The 20,644-nt window shown below is 43.6% G+C and carries 17 protein-coding genes; 14 read left to right on the top strand and 3 right to left on the bottom strand.

The genetic code is table 11. The features are described from left to right. Positions 1-162 precede the first annotated feature (162 nt). The 10 genes from rsmG (at position 163) to JMY02_RS02220 (ending at position 10,248) form a co-directional block, all read left to right on the top strand. Positions 163-879 (top strand): 16S rRNA (guanine(527)-N(7))-methyltransferase RsmG, encoded by a 717-nt coding sequence (rsmG, locus tag JMY02_RS02265; protein ID WP_201594764.1) that lies wholly within the window; start codon positions 163-165, stop codon positions 877-879. Positions 880-1,269: 390 nt separating this feature from the next. Further along, entirely contained in the window at positions 1,270-2,046 is a 777-nt protein-coding gene (locus JMY02_RS02260) for a ParA family protein (protein ID WP_201594762.1), read from the top strand. Positions 2,047-2,207: 161 nt separating this feature from the next. After that, on the top strand, positions 2,208-3,341 hold the full coding sequence (locus JMY02_RS02255) for a ParB/RepB/Spo0J family partition protein (RefSeq protein ID WP_201594759.1): 1,134 nt from the start codon (positions 2,208-2,210) through the stop codon (positions 3,339-3,341). A gap of 79 nt (positions 3,342-3,420) precedes the next feature. Then, positions 3,421-4,113 carry a MotA/TolQ/ExbB proton channel family protein gene (locus tag JMY02_RS02250; RefSeq protein ID WP_201594758.1) on the top strand — a complete coding sequence of 231 codons (693 nt, stop codon included), beginning with the start codon at positions 3,421-3,423 and terminating at the stop codon, positions 4,111-4,113. 118 nt (positions 4,114-4,231) lie between these two features. Next, positions 4,232-4,663, top strand: coding sequence for an ExbD/TolR family protein (locus JMY02_RS02245; RefSeq protein WP_021814788.1), 432 nt, complete (start codon positions 4,232-4,234; stop codon positions 4,661-4,663). Positions 4,664-4,751: 88 nt separating this feature from the next. After that, positions 4,752-6,539: a lipid A export permease/ATP-binding protein MsbA gene (gene msbA / locus JMY02_RS02240; RefSeq protein WP_201594756.1), complete on the top strand. Its 1,788-nt coding sequence runs from the start codon at positions 4,752-4,754 to the stop codon at positions 6,537-6,539. Positions 6,540-6,632: 93 nt separating this feature from the next. After that, entirely contained in the window at positions 6,633-7,742 is a 1,110-nt protein-coding gene (gene lpxK, locus JMY02_RS02235) for a tetraacyldisaccharide 4'-kinase (RefSeq protein WP_201594754.1), read from the top strand. Between the two features lie 31 nt (positions 7,743-7,773). Then, positions 7,774-8,610, top strand: coding sequence for a 3-deoxy-manno-octulosonate cytidylyltransferase (gene kdsB / locus JMY02_RS02230; protein ID WP_201594752.1), 837 nt, complete (start codon positions 7,774-7,776; stop codon positions 8,608-8,610). 27 nt (positions 8,611-8,637) lie between these two features. Beyond that, positions 8,638-9,762 carry a DNA polymerase III subunit delta' gene (locus tag JMY02_RS02225; protein ID WP_201594750.1) on the top strand — a complete coding sequence of 375 codons (1,125 nt, stop codon included), beginning with the start codon at positions 8,638-8,640 and terminating at the stop codon, positions 9,760-9,762. A 138-nt stretch (positions 9,763-9,900) separates the two neighbouring features. Further along, positions 9,901-10,248 carry a PilZ domain-containing protein gene (locus tag JMY02_RS02220; protein ID WP_201594747.1) on the top strand — a complete coding sequence of 116 codons (348 nt, stop codon included), beginning with the start codon at positions 9,901-9,903 and terminating at the stop codon, positions 10,246-10,248. 106 nt (positions 10,249-10,354) lie between these two features. On the opposite strand, the gene ppk2 is transcribed toward JMY02_RS02220, so the two are convergent. Together ppk2 and JMY02_RS02210 are read right to left on the bottom strand one after the other, a co-directional pair. After that, positions 10,355-11,368, bottom strand: coding sequence for a polyphosphate kinase 2 (ppk2, locus tag JMY02_RS02215; RefSeq protein WP_265087941.1), 1,014 nt, complete (start codon positions 11,366-11,368; stop codon positions 10,355-10,357). Between the two features lie 304 nt (positions 11,369-11,672). Then, positions 11,673-13,232 (bottom strand): acetyl-CoA C-acetyltransferase, encoded by a 1,560-nt coding sequence (locus tag JMY02_RS02210; RefSeq protein WP_201594745.1) that lies wholly within the window; start codon positions 13,230-13,232, stop codon positions 11,673-11,675. A gap of 557 nt (positions 13,233-13,789) precedes the next feature. On the opposite strand from JMY02_RS02210, the gene JMY02_RS02205 reads away from it, so the two are divergent. The 4 genes from JMY02_RS02205 (at position 13,790) to JMY02_RS02190 (ending at position 18,884) form a co-directional block, all read left to right on the top strand. Beyond that, on the top strand, positions 13,790-15,190 hold the full coding sequence (locus JMY02_RS02205) for a 3-oxoacyl-ACP reductase (protein ID WP_201594744.1): 1,401 nt from the start codon (positions 13,790-13,792) through the stop codon (positions 15,188-15,190). Positions 15,191-15,661: 471 nt separating this feature from the next. Then, positions 15,662-16,579, top strand: a complete 918-nt coding sequence (locus tag JMY02_RS02200; RefSeq protein ID WP_201594742.1) for a MaoC family dehydratase — start codon at positions 15,662-15,664, stop codon at positions 16,577-16,579. Between the two features lie 103 nt (positions 16,580-16,682). Continuing rightward, positions 16,683-17,201, top strand: a complete 519-nt coding sequence (locus tag JMY02_RS02195; protein WP_406947715.1) for a serine/threonine protein phosphatase — start codon at positions 16,683-16,685, stop codon at positions 17,199-17,201. A gap of 252 nt (positions 17,202-17,453) precedes the next feature. Continuing rightward, on the top strand, positions 17,454-18,884 hold the full coding sequence (locus JMY02_RS02190; RefSeq protein WP_201594738.1) for a serine hydrolase domain-containing protein: 1,431 nt from the start codon (positions 17,454-17,456) through the stop codon (positions 18,882-18,884). Between the two features lie 133 nt (positions 18,885-19,017). On the opposite strand, the gene JMY02_RS02185 is transcribed toward JMY02_RS02190, so the two are convergent. Beyond that, the gene (locus tag JMY02_RS02185; protein ID WP_201594736.1) at positions 19,018-20,262 is read right to left on the bottom strand and encodes a cation:proton antiporter; all 1,245 of its coding nucleotides are present in this window, start codon (positions 20,260-20,262) and stop codon (positions 19,018-19,020) included. Positions 20,263-20,644 lie beyond the last annotated feature (382 nt).

The raw sequence follows: 20,644 nt of genomic DNA, 5'->3' as shown, positions 1-20,644 counted from the left end.
GGTCAATGAATAGCAAGTTTGCGGCTATTAAAGAAGAATAACAGCTCAATATAGGCGCAGATAGTATAAGATGTCTCACATTGAGGCAATCTGCAACTATTCAATGGGCAGACTGCATGATAAAATAGACGGTTCACATGTCAAAACTGGATAACTCGTTGTATGTCAGCTTCCGCTAAAACCTTTTCATCATCTGCCAAAACGGGCAATATCCCTATTGATCCGACTGGTTTTGTAAAGCTTGGATCACAATTGCCAGCGCTCGCCAATACCTTGTCGCAAGCGATCGACAAGCTAAGTCTGCCCTTGAGCGACACGCAGCAGCGCACGTTATTATTGTACTTAGACCAGCTTTTGTTATGGAATAAAGCGTATAATCTGACCGCAATTACCGAGCCAAAAGAAGCGCTGATCAAACATGTGATTGATTGCTTGGCTATTATAACGCATTTGCCATCAGGATCTTTGCTTGATATCGGTACTGGCGCTGGTTTGCCTGCCGTTATTATCGCGATTTGTCAGCCTGAGCGTCAGTGTACCGCACTTGATAGCAATCAGAAAAAAATTCGCTTTATTAAGCAGATCAGTAGTGAGCTGGGCTTGACCAACATGCAACCGATTGCGTCTCGTATTGAAGCGCATGAGGCGAGTTATGATGTAGTCACATCTAGAGCGTTTGCCAGCCTGATAGACTTTGTCGAAGTGGCGCAGCCGAGATTGGCGGATGGTGGCTATTTGTGTGCTATGAAAGGCAAATCGCCTAGCGATGAAGAGTTACAAGCGCTTGAGAGTGCTTGGCAAATCAAGACAATTAAGCTAAACGTGCCACAATTGCATGACAGTCGTCATTTAATTGAATTGTCTTATAAAAATGTCTAAGCTATGAGCATGTTTTTGATTGTCAAACAGCAATGAGTTTTTTGTGTTTAGTATGAGTTGAATTTTAAAGAAAATACTAGGGCGTGTTTGATATTCACAGATAGGCACTGCTGATCGCTAAAATGTTCCAGACAAGGCGCAAGTCGACGATAATGTTAATACCTTAGCAAGACTTGTAACACAGTATGGGGCAGTTTTAGCATCAGCCCCAATAATAAAAACAGGGGACAGGACTCTTTTTTGCCGCTTCATTGTTAAAAATAGCCGTATAGAATAACTATACTCACTATTTTTACCTGCGAATCGCCTAAAAAACAGTCTCTGTCAGTGCTATGGTTGAATTATCAAACACGCCCTAGTAAAAGACCCCCCATTAAATTGAGTGAGTGTATGGAAATCATAGCAGTTGCGAATCAAAAAGGCGGCGTGGGTAAAACCACGACGGCGGTAAATTTGACCGCCAGCTTGGCGGCTAAGCGCAAGCATGTACTACTGATTGACTTAGACCCACAGGGCAATGCGACCAGTGGGACTGGAGTAGACAAAAACGAGTTAGCGCTTACCATAGCGGACGTTTTATTAGATGGTGTGTCGCTGTCTGACGCCATTGTCACCAGTCCAGCAGGGTTTGATGTGATTGGTGCCAATCGTGACTTGGCAGGTATGGACATCACTTTGATGAGCAAGACCGACAGTCATGAGTTGTTTAAAACAGCGATGGCAGATCTTGTCGATAGCCAAGTTGCTTTGCAAAAACCTGCTTATGATTATGTCATTATAGATTGTGCGCCCAGTTTGAACTTGTTGACCATTAATGCCTTGGTTGCGACTGACAGCGTTATTATTCCTATGCAATGTGAATATTATGCCTTAGAAGGTTTGGCTGATTTGTCGCAGACGATTGAGCGTTTAACGGAACTAAATCCTAAATTATATATTCGCGGTGTTGTAAGAACGTTATTTGATGCGCGTAACACACTGGCTCGCGATGTATCTGCGGAACTAGAAGCGCACTTTGGCGACATTATGTATAAAACTCATATTCCAAGAAACATCCGTTTGGCAGAAGCACCAGCTCATGGCTTACCTGTCATTGCCTATGAAAGATGGTCAAAAGGCGCGCGCGCGTATCAAAAACTCGCAGCAGAAGTGATAAAGCAAAGTTGATCGTGATACTACTCATGAATAAGCATAACTGGCTATAAGATAAACCAACCAGTCAGAAAAGAGCACATTCAGTTAGGTAGTAAAACACTTAATATCATATTTTTAGTAAGCTACATTAGCAGTTATTTGGCTTTTATTTTAGCGTTAGAGGATAGGTAATCATGGCGAAGAAAAGAGGATTGGCTGCCAATAGAGGCTTGGATGCCTTATTAGGGTCAATCAAAAAAGAAAAGCAAATTACCGCCTCTGCCTTGCAAGATGATACGGCTGTGCGTGACCCTGCTTTGTCAACTGATAGCCCAAGCATAAATGTAATTGCTAAAACAGACCATACAGAAGCCAATGAAAAGTCGACGACAGATTCAGTAGCTGCCGACATGCCTGAAAACAGTAATCGTAAGACTCGTGTGCCGCGCACGATGATTAAAACCCCTGTCAATAAAGTACGTGGTAATGGATCAGAGGTAAGCGTAGCAGAAGACCAAATCAGTTTAGTGCAAATCGATGTGACACGTCTGCAAGCTGGTAAATATCAACCACGTCGCGATATGAGCGAAACGGCACTGGCAGAGTTGGCGTCTTCTATTGAACAGCATGGCGTGATGCAGCCTATCGTTATCCGTCCATTGCTCGCGAATGAAGATAAGAGTGCAGCATTTGTCACTCATGAAATCATTGCTGGTGAGCGTCGTTGGCGTGCCGCAAAAATGGCAGGGAAGTCGGTTATTCCAGCGATTGAACGGGCTTTGTCTGATGAATTGGCGATTGCACTGGCATTGATTGAGAATATCCAGCGTGAAGACCTATCAGTGATTGAGCAAGCGGCCGCATTACAGCGCTTTCATACCGAGTTTGGGATGAGTCATGCCATGATCGCTGAGGTCGTTGGAAAGGCACGTACAACGGTATCGAATCTACTGCGCCTAAATCAATTGCATGACACCGTAAAAGACCATTTAGCCAACAGCGCTCTAGATATGGGTCATGCCCGTACGCTGTTGGCGTTATCGTCTGAGCAGCAGCCTATCATCGCACAAAAAATCATTGATGGTGGCATGACGGTGCGTGAAGCTGAAAAGCTGGTCAAATCAATTTTGCAGCCTACGCCTAAAGCCACTCGAACTGAACAAGCGCACTCTCGCGATGCTGAACAATTGACTCGAAGATTGACCGACATGCTAGGGGCTGAAGTAAAACTCAAGCATAAAAAAGATGGGCAGGGCAGCGTTGAGATATTCTTTCACAGCCAAGACCAGTTAGCAGCGTTGATTAAGCACATAGAAGCACAAGTTTAAGATATTTGAATGCATTTGCGACAACCATTCAAATATCTTGGTAATAATTGTTTTTGTAAAAATATAGAAGAGAGCTAATATGTGGGAGTTGGTCAAGGCGGGTGGGTGGTTGATGACGCCTATTGTGGTGTGCTCAATATTGGCGTTGGTCATCATCATCGAGCGTAGCCATACCTTACAGTTTAACAAAATTGCACCGAGCCGATTGCGTGAACAACTGATCACCCGTTTACGTGAAAACGGCGATATTGGCCGTACGCAATTGATGAATGTCAAAGAAAAAACGGCACTGGGTGATATTTTGGCGACAGGTTTGCTCTATCGTCAGTATGGCTTAGAGTCGATGACGATGCATATGCAGAATCGCGCAAGTGTGCAAGTTCATCAGTTAGAAAAAAACATCAATATGCTAGGTACTATAGGAGCCATAGCACCGCTGCTTGGTTTATTGGGTACGGTATTGGGTATTATTTCTTCATTTTTAGCGATTACTGATGGGGCGATGCAAGATCCCACGATGCTGGCCGCGGGCGTGTCACAAGCATTGATTACTACGGCAGCCGGTATGATTGTTGCGATTCCAGCACTTGTGGCTTATCGTTATTTTCAGCGCCGTATCATTGATATCAATGCTCAGTTTGAAACCCAAGCAGGGCTTATGATTCAAGAGTTGTATGACTATAAGCTGCTTGAAAACATCTCTGTCTCTAGTGCTCATAAGCCTGAGCCTGATAGCGCTTCGAGGGACATTCCAGTCATGAGCTCGCAGTAAGCTTATAGTTGATTGACAGCAGGTTAAGATAAAGTGACGACAGTGACTTCTTAGTATTGGTGGTTATGTGAATAATCGATTGAGCAGAATTAGTAGTAAGTGAATTAAAGAGAGTAATATGCGCTTTAGAAAACCGACTGTTGAGCCACTCGAAATTAACTTGACCCCAATGATTGACTGCTTACTATTTTTGATCGTATTTTTGCTACTGGCAACGTCATTCAATCATTTTAGTCGCTTAAATATCATTCTTCCTGAAGCTGAAGGTGTCGCACTGACCGAACAAAAAAACAGCATCGAAGTGGCGGTACAAGAAGATGGCAGTTATTTGGTCAATGGTATTACTCTGGCCAGCAGCAATGAGGCTGAGTTGATCAGTATGCTACAGCAAGAGGCAGGCAGTAACCGTGATATGCTGTTTGTTATTGCCGCAGATGCCAACGCCACGCATCAATCAGTGGTGCGAGTAATGGATGTCGCTGGTAAACTAGGATTTTTAAACCTAAATATTAGTACGGTTGTGCCACTTGGCCAACCATTGCCGCAATAATCTATAGCGATTTGTGCTATAGATACTCTTATAAAACTGTGCAATAGTCACAGCTCATTCATATTATGATATCCACATTGAGGCTTTTATGAGCCAAGCACATTTACCTGACTCTACAAAAAATCCTGTCAAAAAACGGTCAGCGTTGCCCTATAATATACCTAAGCGTAAGACACTGCTACGCTTACTAAGTTACCTCAAACCCTATTGGTGGGCATTAATGCTGACGGTTGTCGGGTTTGCTATTAATGCGGGGACAGAAATTTGGATTGCTAAATTATTGCAATACATTACTGATGCCATCAACCAAAACGATCAAAGTAAACAGGCCTTATTTCCACTATTGATTATTGCCCTGTTTTTTGTGCGTGGTGTGGGTAGCTTTTTGGGTAATTATTATTCGGCGCTGGTATCACGTCACTTGGTTTATGAGCTGCGCGTAGAAGTTTTTAATAAACTGCTACGCTTACCAAGCTCGTTTTATTTGGCCAATCCAGCGGGCACGATCTCGTCCAAATTGATATTTGATGTTGAGCAAGTAACAGCTGCCAGCACTGATTCTATGAAAACCTTACTACGCGATGGTTTGACAGTCGTGGCATTGATAGGTTTTTTACTTTATAGCAATTGGCGCTTGACCTTGATTTTATTTGTCGTGCTGCCGCCTATATTGTGGTTAATTCGTGTGGCTTCTAAGCGATACCTTAAACTCTCGAAAGGTATCCAAGAGACGATGGGTGATGTCAGCCATATTACCAATGAAGTGATCGGTGGCTATCAAGTAGTCAAAAATTATGGTGGACAAGCATACGAAGCCAAGCGTTTTGATAAAACCTCAAAAAAGAATTTACGCCAAGGTATGAAGGTAGTCGTTACCAACAGTATCAATACACCAGCAGTGCAGTTGCTCATGGCTATCGCAATGTCAGTTGTGGTATGGCTTGCCCTACGTCCATCAGTGATAGACGATATCTCGGCGGGTGCGTTTATTTCATATATCGCGGCGGCTGGTTTGCTCAGTAAGCCGGTGCGCTCACTGACTGACGTCAATCAAAAGCTGCAAAAAGGCATTGCAGCAGGTGAGTCGATATTTGCCTTATTAGATGAGCCCGAAGAAAAAAATACAGGGGTGCTTAGTCCCACGTTGTCAGGCGAGATTTATTTGGACAATGTCAGTTTGGTTTATCCGGATTCTACCGTCGCCCTGCGTGATTTTACGCTAGATGTACGAGCTGGTGAAACGGTAGCATTGGTAGGGCGCAGTGGCGCTGGCAAATCCTCTTTGGTTAATTTATTAACCCGTACTTTATCGACCACTTCAGGGCAGATTACCTTAGACGGTATAGCGATTGAGGACATTACTCTCGAATCTCTGCGTTCTCAAATTGCGATGGTAAACCAGCAAGTGGTTCTGTTTAATACCACGGTATTTAACAATATCGCTTATGGTAGTTTGGCCAATAGAACGCAAGCCGAAGTTGAAAGAGCAGCAAAAGATGCCTTCGCACATGATTTTATTATGAAAATGCCAAATGGCTATCAAAGTGAAATCGGTGCTGAAGGTTTGCAGTTGTCTGGTGGTCAGCGTCAGCGCTTATCGATTGCTCGAGCATTGCTAAAAGACTCGCCAATTTTGATTTTAGACGAAGCCACCAGCGCACTTGATAATGAATCAGAGTACTATATTCAGCAAGCGCTCGATAACGTTATGAAGGACCGTACGACATTGGTCATCGCGCACCGTTTGACAACTATTGAGTCTGCCGACCGTATCGCTGTATTAGATGGCGGTCAAATCGTTGAGCTGGGTACACATGATGAACTGATACAGCGACAAGGTCATTATGCGCAAATGTATGCCCGAGATTTTGAATAGAGTTATTGATGTAAATAAGACTATTGAATAGTGTCTTGGAATAATTTTAACGCTTAAGCCGTGCCAAACCAATCAGGTAAGTGACCAATACGAATGAGCATTGAGACGACAGTGACGCGTGCATGGCAACGTCAAGCCGCTTGGTTATGGCTGTTGCTGCCTATTAGCTGGTTATATGGACTCATTACGATGATCCGTCGTCATGCTTATAAGACTGGCATGTTATCTAGCTATCGTGCGCCCGTTCCTGTCATGGTGATTGGCAATATTAGCGTTGGGGGCAGTGGTAAGACGCCGTTGATTATTGCGTTGGTTAATCATTTGCAAAAGCAAAGGATCGTAGTCGGGGTGATTAGTCGCGGTTATGGTGGCGATACCAGCCAGATGCCAACGCTGGTCAGTGCCAACAGCTTACCCAATGTGGTAGGGGACGAGCCATGTTTGATCGTCAATATGACAGGGGTAGCAATGGCAGTATGCCCCAATCGCGAGCAAGCCATTACTACCTTGTTGGCAGCGTATCCTGATTTGCAATTGATTATTGCGGATGATGGCTTGCAGCATTATGCACTGCAACGTGATATCGAATGGATTGTAGTAGATGCGGCACGGGGTTTTGGTAATGAGCAATTATTACCCACTGGGTTCTTACGTGAGCCAATGTCACGGCTAAAAGGTGCAAGCGTCATCTATCATGAACGTTCAAAGACCATATCAACCAACAACAATGGTAATCAGCAACCCGCAAATCGTCTGACCATGCATCTCGAAGCCGATGACATACAGCGCTTATGGCAACCCATACCCTTTAACAGTCAAATAAGAGAGGAAGCGCCTGAAAAGGGTAGCAGAGTACATGCCGTGAGCGGTATTGGTTATCCACAGCGTTTTTTTGATACTCTAGACTTGCTTGGTTTCGATGTCATCGGACACCCTTATCCTGATCATTATGATTTTAGCTTGGCTGAACTGTTACAGTATGGCGATCATCCAATCATTGTCACTACCAAAGACGCAGTAAAAATAAGAGCATTACTGTTAGAGTATACCGCCGAGCAAGCACTGCCCGATGCTTATAAGACGCTTGTGAGCAAATTGTGGGTATTACCAGTAACTGCGGTACTATCTGATAGTTGCTACCATCATTTACAGCAGCAGTTAGATAACGTGGGTATCGATATAAAAAGTGGTCGAAATGAATAAGCTAAATATCACCATAAATTAGGAACAAACCATGTCATCAGTTGTCACGCCCGCCAGAACTCATATCGTCATTCCTGCGCGCTTTAAAAGCGAACGTCTACCGGGCAAGCCATTACTCACTATCCATGGTAAACCAATGATTCTTTGGGTCGCGGAAAAGGCACAGGCGGCGCACTTCGCTGATGATATGTGTATTGCCACTGACGATGATCGTATTGCCAAGGTATGTACGGATGCAGGTTTTGACGTGGTGATGACCAGTGCAAATCATGCATCTGGCACTGATCGTTTGGCAGAGGTTGCAGCGATCAAAGGCTGGCTTGACCATGATATTGTGGTCAATATGCAGGGCGACGAACCCCTTGTGCCGCCGTTATTGTTGGAGCAAGTGAAAGCACTTCTCGAGGCAGACAGTGACAGCGTCATGGCTACTCTATGTGAATCTATAGATGATTATGACACTTTTCAGCGTCCGTCTGTGGTAAAGGTGGTCAGCCAATATGCCAAAGATAGGCAACGGGCGCTGTACTTTAGCCGTGCACCCATTCCTTGTGAGCGCGATGTTGTATTGGCCAATAAAAGCCTTAAGCAACCGCCAAAAAACGCTTATCGACATTTAGGGTTATATGCTTACCGCGTCAGTCTATTGCAGCAGTTCGTCCATTGGCCGCAAACACCGCTTGAAGTGCTTGAGAGCTTAGAGCAACTACGTGTTTTAGAGAATGGCGGACATATCGCAATCGCTACAGCTGCCTGTCAGTTACCAGCTGGTGTTGATACAGCGGAGGACTTGGTGCGCTTAAACGCGATGAGCGTGGTGGATTTTCAAAATCCTGTACATCCGCATACTAAGCAATCGAGCAACTAAGCAATGTTATAGAGCAGGGCAGTAGCCATGAATGACACAGTAGAAAACATCAGCGTTGCAGATAGCATGTACTTTGCGCCATTATTGCCATGGCAGCAAGCGTTGTGGTCGCAACTGACGACACGGGTGCTGTCACAGCAGTCCTTGCCTCATGCACTGCTCGCGGCAGGTATGCAGGGTATGGGTAAACGTGCTTTTGTATGGCGGCTGGTCGCTTGGTTGTTATGCCGTGAGCGTGAAAACCATCCAATGGGTGCGTGTGCAGCGTGTGAAAGCTGTCAATGGTTAAGATCAGGTACGCATCCAAGCTTGCAAGTGTTGCCAATTGCTCGACTGCCAATCAGCACAGACCATGTCAATGATACAGAAAAATCGAGCAGCACCGCAAAAGACAAAAAAACGACCAAATCAACCAGTAATAGTGTACTTAAAATCAAAGTAGATGACATCCGTGCCTTGCAACCCTTTATCTATCAAGGCGGGCAAGGGATGCGTATTTGTGTGTTAGATTATGCTGAGCAAATGACCGTTGCCGCAGCCAATGCGTTACTTAAAACCCTTGAAGAACCGCAAGCACAAGTTCATTTGTTTTTAATCAGTGACGCGCCAGCGCAACTACTGCCAACCATCAAAAGCCGTGTTCAGCAGCTGGCATTGCAAACGATTGATACGACAGTGGCTATAGACTATGTGACGACTGCATTAGGCGGTACTGTCAATCGTAAGGTAGTCGGTTCAGCTGCGATTGAACAGCTGATTCAACTGGCTAATGGCGCACCACTAGCAGCGATAGCGATGGCGCAAGCACCATGGTACAGTAAGCGTGCTTTATGGCTAACGACGTGGCAGGCGTTACGTAGTGGTAAACGCAGCAGTGTGGCCGCCAGCGACTATTGGCAAAACCAGTTGGATATCGCAGCGTTCATTCAGCTGTCTGAGATGATGCTTCTTGATATGCGCCGTGTCTGCTTAGGGCTTAGCGAACTACAAAACGACATCAATCTATCAGCCATACTAGACACCCAGCAACCTGCTGATAATGGATTGGAGTTATTCGCCAGTAGCTTACAGCAGACCAAAACGGCTCTACAACAAAATGTGCAAGAGAAATTTGCTTATGATAAGCTGATGCAGGAATTGGCATACTTATAGAACAGCATGACACGTTTGTATATGGTTGTTTGCTTACCGTTTCATATTTGCCGTTTGGCGTTTCGTAAACGCATTGCTTTACAGACCGTTGATGATCCATAAAAACATATTAAATTTAACCACTCAAGGAAGCTGACTATGGCAATGCCAGGACGCGGCGGAATTTTAACCTGCCACATTGAAAACATCGAAACGCTATATGCCAGCTATTTGTCCTTTGTCAGTAATGGGGCAATATTTGTACCCTCTGACCAACCTCAGCAATTAGGCAACGAAATATTTATTGCCATTACTTTGCCCAATTCTAGCGAGCGTCTACCTATGAATGGCAAGGTCGTATGGATAAATGCTAAAGCTCAGAGCGGTCGTCCAGCAGGTTTTGCTGTGCAAATTGGTACTGATATCGCTGGTCAAAAAATTAAAAACGAGGTCGAGCGTTTATTGGCTGGTAAAGTAGATGGCTTGCAATCTACTTATACCATGTAGCCTCTGATATGATTTTACATAAGTAGTGCTATAAAAAAGCAACCCTATATTTTATAAGGTTGCTTTTTTTATAAGTGAGATAAGGTTGAGTAGATATCAGCGCACCCTAGTAACGCGGTGGCACATACATATCGTCTGGAATGGGTTCGCGGTAGTATTCATCATCACGTTTACGGTCAGGTAGTTCGACCTCTTCACGAGGCACCTCTTTATAAGGAATCTGTTCGAGTAGATGTGCAATACAGTTTAGTCTGGCGCGTTTCTTATTATTCCCTTCAACGACCCACCACGGTGCTTCAGGAATATGAGATCGCTCAAACATGGTCTCTTTTGCTTTGGTGTAATCCTCCCAGCGCCGACGCGATTGTAAGTCCATTGGCGAGAGCTTCCATTGTTTGAGGGGATCATGAATACGGCTCATAAAGCGCGAATGTTGCTCATCATCGGTAATCGAAAACCAATACTTGACCAAACGAATACCCGACCTTACTAGCATACGTTCAAACTCAGGTACGGATTGAAAAAATTCCTCATACTGAGCATCGGTGCAAAATCCCATGACTCGCTCAACGCCGCCGCGGTTATACCAGCTACGATCAAATAACACAATCTCACCAGCAGCTGGTAGTTGCGCCACATAACGCTGAAAATACCATTGTGTTTGTTCACGTTCAGTAGGCGCAGGTAGGGCGGCCACTCTACAAACGCGTGGGTTTAGCCGTTGAGTTATACGTTTAATCGCGCCGCCTTTACCAGCAGAGTCACGCCCTTCAAATATCACCACAATGCGCTCACCGCGATCGACCACCCAATCTTGTAACTTTATAAGCTCTCGCTGTAGCCGCACCAATTCTTGAAAATACATACGACGATCGAGCCTCTCTTGTTCACTCATCTCGCAGCCGTCAAAACGAAAATCACGTATATAGTCATCGACTTCATTTTCAAGTTCTTCATCATAAGCGTCGATTAAGTCTTTATGCATTTTACGGCGAAGTTCATCATCGAATACTTCTTTATCCATGCGCGCGATAAAACTGTTTTGTTCAAGTGAGCTTAGCTCCTTAAGCTCTTGCGGTGTCAAGGATTTTGGGTCAACGGCTGACGGTATTTTACCCATAAAAAGCTCCAAATTAGTTGTGATCTCATTTATGCTAGCAGCACTAGATTTATTTTATAGTGAATTGACTATAGTTTTTTATTGGTTATTATCCTTACTTTAGCACATCTATCAGTAAGGCCTATAGACTAGCTACATTCGATGGTTGCTTTATCGAATAAAGTATTTATTTTAATTTAAATCTATCATAGATACAGTAAGTTGCGTGTTAAGGCTAATATTGATTTGATAAAAAAATACCCCCTAGTCTATAGACTAGAGGGTGGTTTGAAATTCTAAAGCTATTTATTTGGCGGCTAAAAAACTACTTTTCTAGAATGCAAGTCACGCCTTGACCACCCGCTGCACAGATTGAGATTAGCGCCCGACCTGAGCCTTTTTGATCCAGTAATTTAGCAGCAGTTGCTAAGATACGGCCGCCAGTGGCTGCAAATGGATGGCCAGCAGCCAATGATGAACCATTCACATTCAGTTTGCTACGATCGATCGATCCGAGTGGCGCATCAAGACCTAGACGCTCTTCACAAAATTTCTCATCTTCCCAAGCCGCTAGCGTTGATAACACTTGTGAGGCAAACGCTTCATGGATTTCATAAAAATCAAAATCTTGCAATGTCAGACCAGCGCGCTCAAGCATGCGTGGTACGGCATAGGCTGGTGCCATTAGTAGACCTTCTGTCGTACCAGACTTGCCAATGAAGTCAACGGCTGCTGTTTCTTGATGAACGATATAAGCCAGTGGTTTTAGACCATGTTCTTTTGCCCACTCATCCGTACCCAGTAGTACACAAGAAGCACCATCTGTGAGGGGCGTAGAGTTGGCTGCTGTCATTGTTGGATTGGCGTTCTTTTTGCCAAACACGGGCTTTAATTTGCCTAGTTTTTCTAGTGTGGTATCTGGGCGCAAGTTGTTATCGCGAGTCAGACCTTTGTATGGGGTGATTAAGTCGTCAAAGAAACCTTCGTCATAGGCGCGTGCAAGGTTTTGATGACTGTTAAAGGCAAGCTCATCTTGTGCTTCACGGCTAATATTCCACTCAAGCGTGGTGATCGCTTGATGGTCGCCCATCGATAGACCTGTACGTGGCTCACCGTTTTGCGGTGAATCAATCAAGTCTTTTGGATTCAGACCCATGAGGGCTTTTAGACGCTGTTTGTTGTCTTTTGCCGCACCGAGCTTGATAAGGACTTTACGCAGGCCATCGCCAACCGCGATAGGAGCGTCAGAGGTGGTGTCGACACCGCCAGTAATGGCTGAATCGATAAGACCAAGTGCAATCTTATTGGCAGAGGCAAAGGTCGCTTGCAAGCCAGTACCACAGGCTTGTGAGATATCATAAGTTGGTGTATGTGGATTGAGTGCTGTGTTTAGCGTGGCTTCACGAGTCAGGTTGATGTCGCGGCTTAGTTTCATGACTGCACCAGCCACAACTTCGCCTACGACTTCGCCTTGTAGGTTATAGCGTTCAATCAGACCATCGAGAGCGGCTGTTAGCATGTCTGTATTGCTGACGTCAGCGTATGAGCCGTTTGAGCGAGCAAATGGGATGCGGTTGCCACCTAAGACAGCCACACGGTTTTGACCTGAGACGGCTTTGGTCTTGCTGGATTTTTTAGCCGTGGTGGCGGGATTTTTGCTTGCTACTGTTGTTGCTTTATCTTCGGCTGCGTCTTTTTTGGTGTTTTCTGATTTATTAGTAGACGTCACGTCAGCAGACTTTGAGCTGGTAGGGGCATTCGAGCTAGTAGTGGTATCAGTCGTTGCTGTGTCTTTATTTACGGTGTCTTTATCTTTTGCATCATCGCTTTTTACGACAGTGCTTTCAACAACAGGGCTATCAGGATGATTGTTTTTGTTACTCATAGTGTTATCCTTAAAAATTTAAATAGAAGTAGATAAAAAAAAGGCAATATTAAAAATGATTGCTAGGTCATCAAAAGATAATAAACAAATGCTAGCATTTATTGTGCTGCATAACTGTTTAAGATAGAACGGTTTTTACTGTCTTAATGTATATCTTTGGCAAATTATGTGACGCTTATAAACGGTCAAGAACAGGACTGCAACCCACAGATCCCACCTTATTAAACTAATTGGTCTTGAATAATGATATTGCATAACCGCATATTTGATAATATATTGTTATCAATAATTACGTCCCCCATAACTTATACGTTTAATATTAGCACAATATGATATTTTTAGACGCTAGAAAAAGTTGCCCTCTTGTATACTAGCTTGTTTACAGATTGTTATAGACATTAGTGGTTTTTGGACTTGTTTATGATGAAAGTGTATAGTTAAGGCAGTTTTAGCCTTATTTACTTTATATCGATAATTATGATGTTGGTACACCTATATAATAGGTGCATTTTATTCACTGTTTACTCTTATTTAACCATCAGCTATAGGATTATATTATGTCAGACCGTTATGGTGATTTTGTTCAGTCTTCTATTGGCAAAAAAGTTGCAAAAAATTTAGGCTTGCCTTTGCCAGTCACTCTTGATCGTTTCGAGAGTGGTGAGCGTTTGGTACGTGGTAGTGTGTTGGTTGGTCGTGCTGATGGTGAAGATAAAAGCGTCAGCGAGTCATTAGCGCGTATACTGTCAGATGTCCATGCTGAAGTGTTTGTGAATAGTAGTGATGATATCAAAGACGCTCTTGCGGATGCAGGCGTAGAAGCAAAAGCCAATACGGGTGGCGATGATAAATTTAAAGTTTTATTGTTTGATGCCAGCAATATCAGTAATGCAGCTCAGCTCAAAGAAGTATATGAATTCTTTCACAGTGTGGCGCGCCGCGTAGACAAATCAGGCCGAGTCATCATCGTTGGTCGCCCACCAGAGGATATCACGGATATCGATGCTGCCTTGGCTCAGCGTGCGCTTGAAGGTTTTGTAAAATCAGTTGGTAAAGAGTTTAAGCGCGGCGTAACTGCCCAACTTATCTATGTCGCAAAAGGTGCTGAACAAAATCTAGATTCGACGTTGCGATTTTTCACGTCAGCCCGTTCATCTTATGTCTCAGGTCAAGTGGTTCGTGTGAGCAAAGGAGATTCGGTGGATGTTGATTGGAATCAACCGCTAGGCGGCAAAACTATGCTGGTTACTGGCGCAAGTCGCGGTATCGGTGAAGCCATTGCTCGTGTATTGGCGCGCGAAGGCGCACACGTTATCTGTCTTGATGTACCGCAGCAACAATCTGACCTACAAAAAGTCGCTAGCGAAATCAGTGGCTCGGCTTTAACTGTCGATATCACCAGTGACGACGCAGGCGCTCAAATCGCAGATGCGGCACAAAAACGTGGTGGTCTGGACTCAGTTATTCATAATGCGGGCGTAACACGTGATAAAACGCTGGCAAACATGGACGAAAAAAAGTGGGATATGGTAATCGATATTAATTTAGGCAGTATCGCTAAGCTGAACCGTTACTTATTAGATAATGATGTCCTCAAAGAAAATGCCCGTATCGTCTGCGTATCTTCAATTTCAGGTATCGCCGGTAACATGGGTCAAACCAACTATGCGACTTCTAAAGCGGGTGTTATTGGCTTGGTTGATGCTACGGCAAAGCAACTAGAAGACAACGCAAAAGGCATGACAATCAACGCAGTCGCTCCAGGATTTATCGAAACGCAAATGACAGAAGCCATTCCATTCGCTATTCGTGAAGCGGGTCGCCGTATGAACTCAATGAGTCAAGGCGGTTTACCAGTAGATGTGGCTGAAACCATCGCATGGTTGGCATCACCTGCTTCTGGCGGCTTAAATGGCAATACTGTACGTGTTTGTGGTCAAAGCTTACTGGGTGCATAGCATTCATTAAATACATATTATTTATCGTTTAGTAGAGGTAAATGTTAATCGTACTTTCGATAAATATATGATATAGCGAATTATTTTTAATTTACCTAACATATGCTTACGAAAAAATTGCTGATAAATTGTAATAAAGCTGCCCAAGGGTGGCTTTTTTATGATAAAAACACAGAAACCATACGCCAGATCGTTTTCTGCTGTTATAGTTAGGTCAATATAAGAGTCAGCAGAATTGGTGCAAATTTGTCATAAACTCTATATGCGTAAGCACAGCAAGCAAAATTTGTATCAGTCCTGCGTTATAATATCGTATAGCACTTTTATTTAGCACCCAACTATATAGTCGTAAGTACAATGAATTAAACATAGTACTTACGACATTGCTTATTGCTAGAGCTTAATCCACGTATTCATAGCGCCTCTACATGCACGCAGAAAATTTGTTCAAGCCCCACTTAGGATTTATTTATGTCAGATAAACATTATGATGCGTTGCCAAAAGCGCATACTACTTATGCCAATATCGTAAAAAGTTTACTACCGATCGGTAATAGTGGCAAAATTAGTAGAGATCAATTGCCACAAGCAACTTATTATGTGGATGATTTGCATATCGAGCAGGATAATTTAAACGATTATCGCAAGATTTGTGGTTTTGCGGATAATGGCAAAGTGCCCATCACTTATTTTTCTGTACTGTCGCAAGCGCTGCAAATGAATATGATGGTCAAAGAGCCATTCCCGTTTGCTATGTTGGGTTTGGTGCATGTTGAAAATAGCGTCACTCAATACCGTCCTATCGGTGAGCGCGAAACAGTCGCCATGTCAGTTACTTTTGACAATTTACGTGACCACGCTCAAGGGCAACAGTTTGACTTTGTGACGACGGTCAAATCAGAGGATAAAGTGGTATGGGAAGGGACATCCACCTATCTATCTCGTAGCAAAAAACCTAGCAGCAGTCAGGACAAAAAAAGTACACCGCGCCCAGTAACAGTCAAGCCGTTGGTTAACGAGAAAGGGGTGCATAGTATCTTTGAAGTACCAGAAGATATCGGCCGTCGTTATGCCTTTGTTTCAGGCGATTTTAACCTTATCCATTTGCATCCATTATCGGCACGCGCATTTGGTTTTCCTAAAGCGATTGCTCACGGTATGTGGTCAAAGGCCAAGTGTCTTGCTATGATGGATGACTTGCCAGATGCTTGTACCGTTGAGGTATCCTTTAAGCTGCCTATCTTTTTACCAGCTGAGGTAGAACTTATCGCTGATCCGGTGGCGCAGCTTGAGAACGCAGCAGACACGTGTGCATTTGGTTTGTATAGCTCAAAAAATGACAAGCCGCATCTGGCTGGCGTTGTTAGATTACAGAGCGACAGCAAATAGTATGAGAAAACTTTTATCTTAATAGCCATATTTAACGAACAAACTTATTATTATGACTTCACATAAAGACGCAACAAGTTTAAAGCTATCTGATAGCTCAGTAATGACTGATACTGCTGCTGCCAATGATAATGGTGCCAACAACAATGCTACTAACAATAGCACCCTTGATAATGGTGTGGATCTCGCTGCTGTTATTGACCCTTATTTTCGCCCTGATGCCAACACCATAGTGTGCGGTGCACTTGACGACACAAAGGTTCTCGCTTTAGCGAAGGCGGGAATTGAGCTGGTAATTAATTTACAGCCTGATGACGAGTTGAGCTTTGATGAATCAGCAGCGGTTGAGCGCGCAGGGATGCAGTATGAGCATCTGCCTATCAATGGCGCTGCAGACTTAAAGCAGCTCAAAATATTGGCGTTTGATAACATATTGCGTCAACATTACGGCAAAAAAATAGCCGTGCACTGTGGATCAGGTAATAGAGTGGGCGCAGCGATTGCACTACGAGCAGGCTGGCTACGTGGGCGTAAGATGGACACGGCTATGGAGCGTGGTCGCAGTCATGGTTTGACCAAGCTTGAAGACGAGGTTTATAAGCGTTTGCTAGTACCACGTTAAAAAGTACCACGCTAAAGCATCATCATTACTGAGTAAAAAAAGGCGACCTATAGGTGGCCTTTTTTATGAGCAAGTATAGTGGAAATACTTCACAGTCGCTACAGTACTGCTGGTGCAAATTTTTTGTAGCCTCTGTCTGCGAAGGCACAGCAAGCAAGAAAAATTTGCACCAGCAGTACGTGTTGCATCGATATTACTTTTCACCGACTATATTTTATTGATATTCTTTTATAAAGAGGGAGCGGTACAGTCATGATTGATAGTAATAAAAAAAACAATCAGAATCACGATAAGCAAATCAATGTAGAGCTTCAGCAACGCTTACAGCAATTATTAATGGATTTACAGTTAGAGGATGGGCCAGCAGGTGGTGCCGTGGTTGTTTATCAAGCAGGCAAGTGTATTGCTGAAGCTAGTATCGGTATGGCGCGTGCTGAGATGTCGTGGCAACCTGATACGTTGGCGATTAATTTTTCAACAGGTAAAGGCATATTGGCAACGCTGATTCATGTACTGGTCTCCCAGCAGATGCTCAATTATGATGTGCCTATTGCCAACTATTGGCCTGCATTTGCAGCTGGAGATAAAGAAACCATCACTTTGCGTAGCGTCATGTCACATCAAGCCAATTTATTTTCAATTCAGAGTATTGATGTCGATAATGAAATCATACTTGATTGGCATACCATGCTAAACAAAGTTGCTGCCATGCCAATGACGCCACCTGACAATGCCGAAGCGTACGATAGTGCTTATAGTGCGTTGATATATGGCTGGATATTAGGCGGGCTAGTAGAGGTAGTGACTGATATGTCGTTGGCTGAAGCATTAAGTCATTATCTAACCACACCTTTAGGTATCGCTGACAGTTGCTATTTTGGTGTACCTGATAGCAAAATCGCGAAAGTAGCGACATTGGCTAGAGACTTTGGCGTCTCAAGTGATGACAATCCTGCGCCACTAACGTTACGTAATAAGCGCCATAAGCCTACCTTAAAAGTAGACTCTCAACATATTCTAAACACTTATGCAAATTTGCCCAGCCACTCGTGTTGGCAGCAGCATACGTTAGAAAACCAAGCGGCAGCTCACCATAACCATAAAAGTGACAAAATCAAGCTTTCTGCTGATGATAAACCGCCTATGCTCGATACCATGCGAATTAACGGCTTATATTTTGACAAGAGTCACCTCAATCTGAAGAACTATAAAGCGGCGCTTATTCCCGATAATAAAAATACGCTCGACTATCACAATCGTGCGACGTTACAAGCGGTCATTCCAGCGGCCAATGGTGTTGCTTCAGCGCAGGCATTGGCAACCATTTATGCGATGTTGGCCAATGGCGGCACTTGGAAAGGACAAACGCTCATTGATAACGAAACCGTTCAGCAATTGTCTGTCTCGCCTGTCACAGGTTTAGATGCCGTCATGCCAGCAAAAATGTACTGGCGCTTGGGTTATCACAGAATGTTTCACCTATGCTCTGATGAAAAGGCTAATACCATGGACTCTGAATGGTCAAGTTTTGGACATATGGGCTATAACGGTTCGGTTGCTTGGTGTGATCCCAAACGTCAGTTGTCATTTGCTTTTATTCACAATTTTGATACCACGATGCTCCATGATATTCGTCAGTTTGCGCTAACAGAAACGGTATTGAGTCTTATCGATGACATATAGTCAGATCAATATAAAAGAGAGACTGGGATAAATTTTTGTAGCCTCTGTCTGCAAAGACATAGTAAGCAAGAAAAACTTGTCCTAGGCTCGCGTCATAAACAGAGACTGTTGAACAGGAACTATAGAATGGTTATCAGGATTCTTTTGGTGTCATTTTAAGCAGCCTTGTCGCGCTGAGGCCATGCATAAATATTGAGATCAAAATAACAATGGAACAAACGACCCACAATTTGAGCGCATCTTCTTCGCCGAAAAAGCCTTGATTGAGAGCATAAGATAAGTAATACAACGTGCCAATACCGCGGATGCCTAGTGCTGATATCGCGTACTTTTCGGTGTGCGGCATTTTTAGTCCTGATAGCGCAATGAAGCCACCGATTGGACGGATGAATAACAAAAAAGCAAAGCTGACGATATAGACGCGCCACGTAAGCTCAACCCCAGATTGTAAGCCTTGACCGATAAATATACCAAAACTGACCAATACTAATGACATCAGCAAGCCTTCTGATTGCTCTGCGAAGTCGTGTAGTTTTTGATGATAAGAATGTTCATGCTCTGAACGACGAAAGGCAAATGCTGCGATAAATACCGCGATAAAGCCATAACTGTGTACAAATTCTGCTAGCCCATAAGCGACCAATGTGAGAGCAATGACCACATAACCTTGAGAAATAGCAGTATCTCCGCTATATTTTGAAAATACCAGCTTGGCCATGAGTTTACCGACGATAATACCAACCACAAAACCTGCGCCAATTTTCCACAAGACATCGTGGGTAAACCATGACCAAAGCATCTCAGTAGTAAAATCATTGCCTTCGCTAAAAGCTTCTGCCATTTTTATGGCTAAATACACGAATGGAAAAGCCAATCCATCATTCAATCCTGCTTCTGAGGTTAAGGTGAAGCGAGGTGTGTCTTCACGGCCAGTATTGGGCGGGCCTACCTGAATGCTGGACGCCAATACTGGATCCGTTGGTGCCAATGCAGCACCCAGCAAAATTGCTGCTGCGAGACTCAACCCAAAGGCATAATAACCCAATACTGCCATCGAAAAGATACCAATCGGCATAGTAATCAGCAAAAGGCGTGCCGTAGGCCGCCATAATCGCCAAGATAGCGGCGTATCAATTTTAATACCGGCGCCAACCAGTGAGACTATCACCACAAACTCAGTAAGCTTTTCGATGACCACGCCATTATCAATGGGATCTAAAAAAGTCAGCGTAATCCAAAAATAGCCTACTATAGCCCCCAAAGTCACTTGTAGCATGGGCAAAGAGATGGGAGTTCGTTTAAATAGAATAGGAAATAGCGCGCCAAATAAAAAAGCGATGCCGCAGATCAATAAGAATAAATTGTAGTTTTCAATCATAAGTTTTATGCATGCCGCTATATTGGTGGAAGGCTGTTTTGTGCTATTTAATAGCTATAGTTAGGTCAATATAAAATAGAGTCAGCAGGACCGATACAAATTTTTGTAGCCTCTGTCTGCAAAGACACAACAAGCAAGAAAAATTTGTATCAACCTACGTCATAATGTCGTGTATCCATTTTATTTATTATCGAATATATTTCTTGAAATAAAAATAATAGTTATCAAAAAACCTTATCATGACGCAAAGAAAATTCTATTACTGCAAAAAATCGTTATCAAAACAGCAGCTGTGTTGTTTTTGGGTGAAAAAAAGCCTGCATAGCGCAGGCTTTATATTATTTTATAAATATATGCTACAAAATCATGATTGAAATTTTGG

The sequence above is a fragment of the Psychrobacter vallis genome (assembly GCF_904846715.1).
GTDB classification, from domain to species: Bacteria; Pseudomonadota; Gammaproteobacteria; order Pseudomonadales; family Moraxellaceae; genus Psychrobacter; species Psychrobacter vallis.
This window is presented reverse-complemented; position numbering and strand designations above follow the sequence as displayed.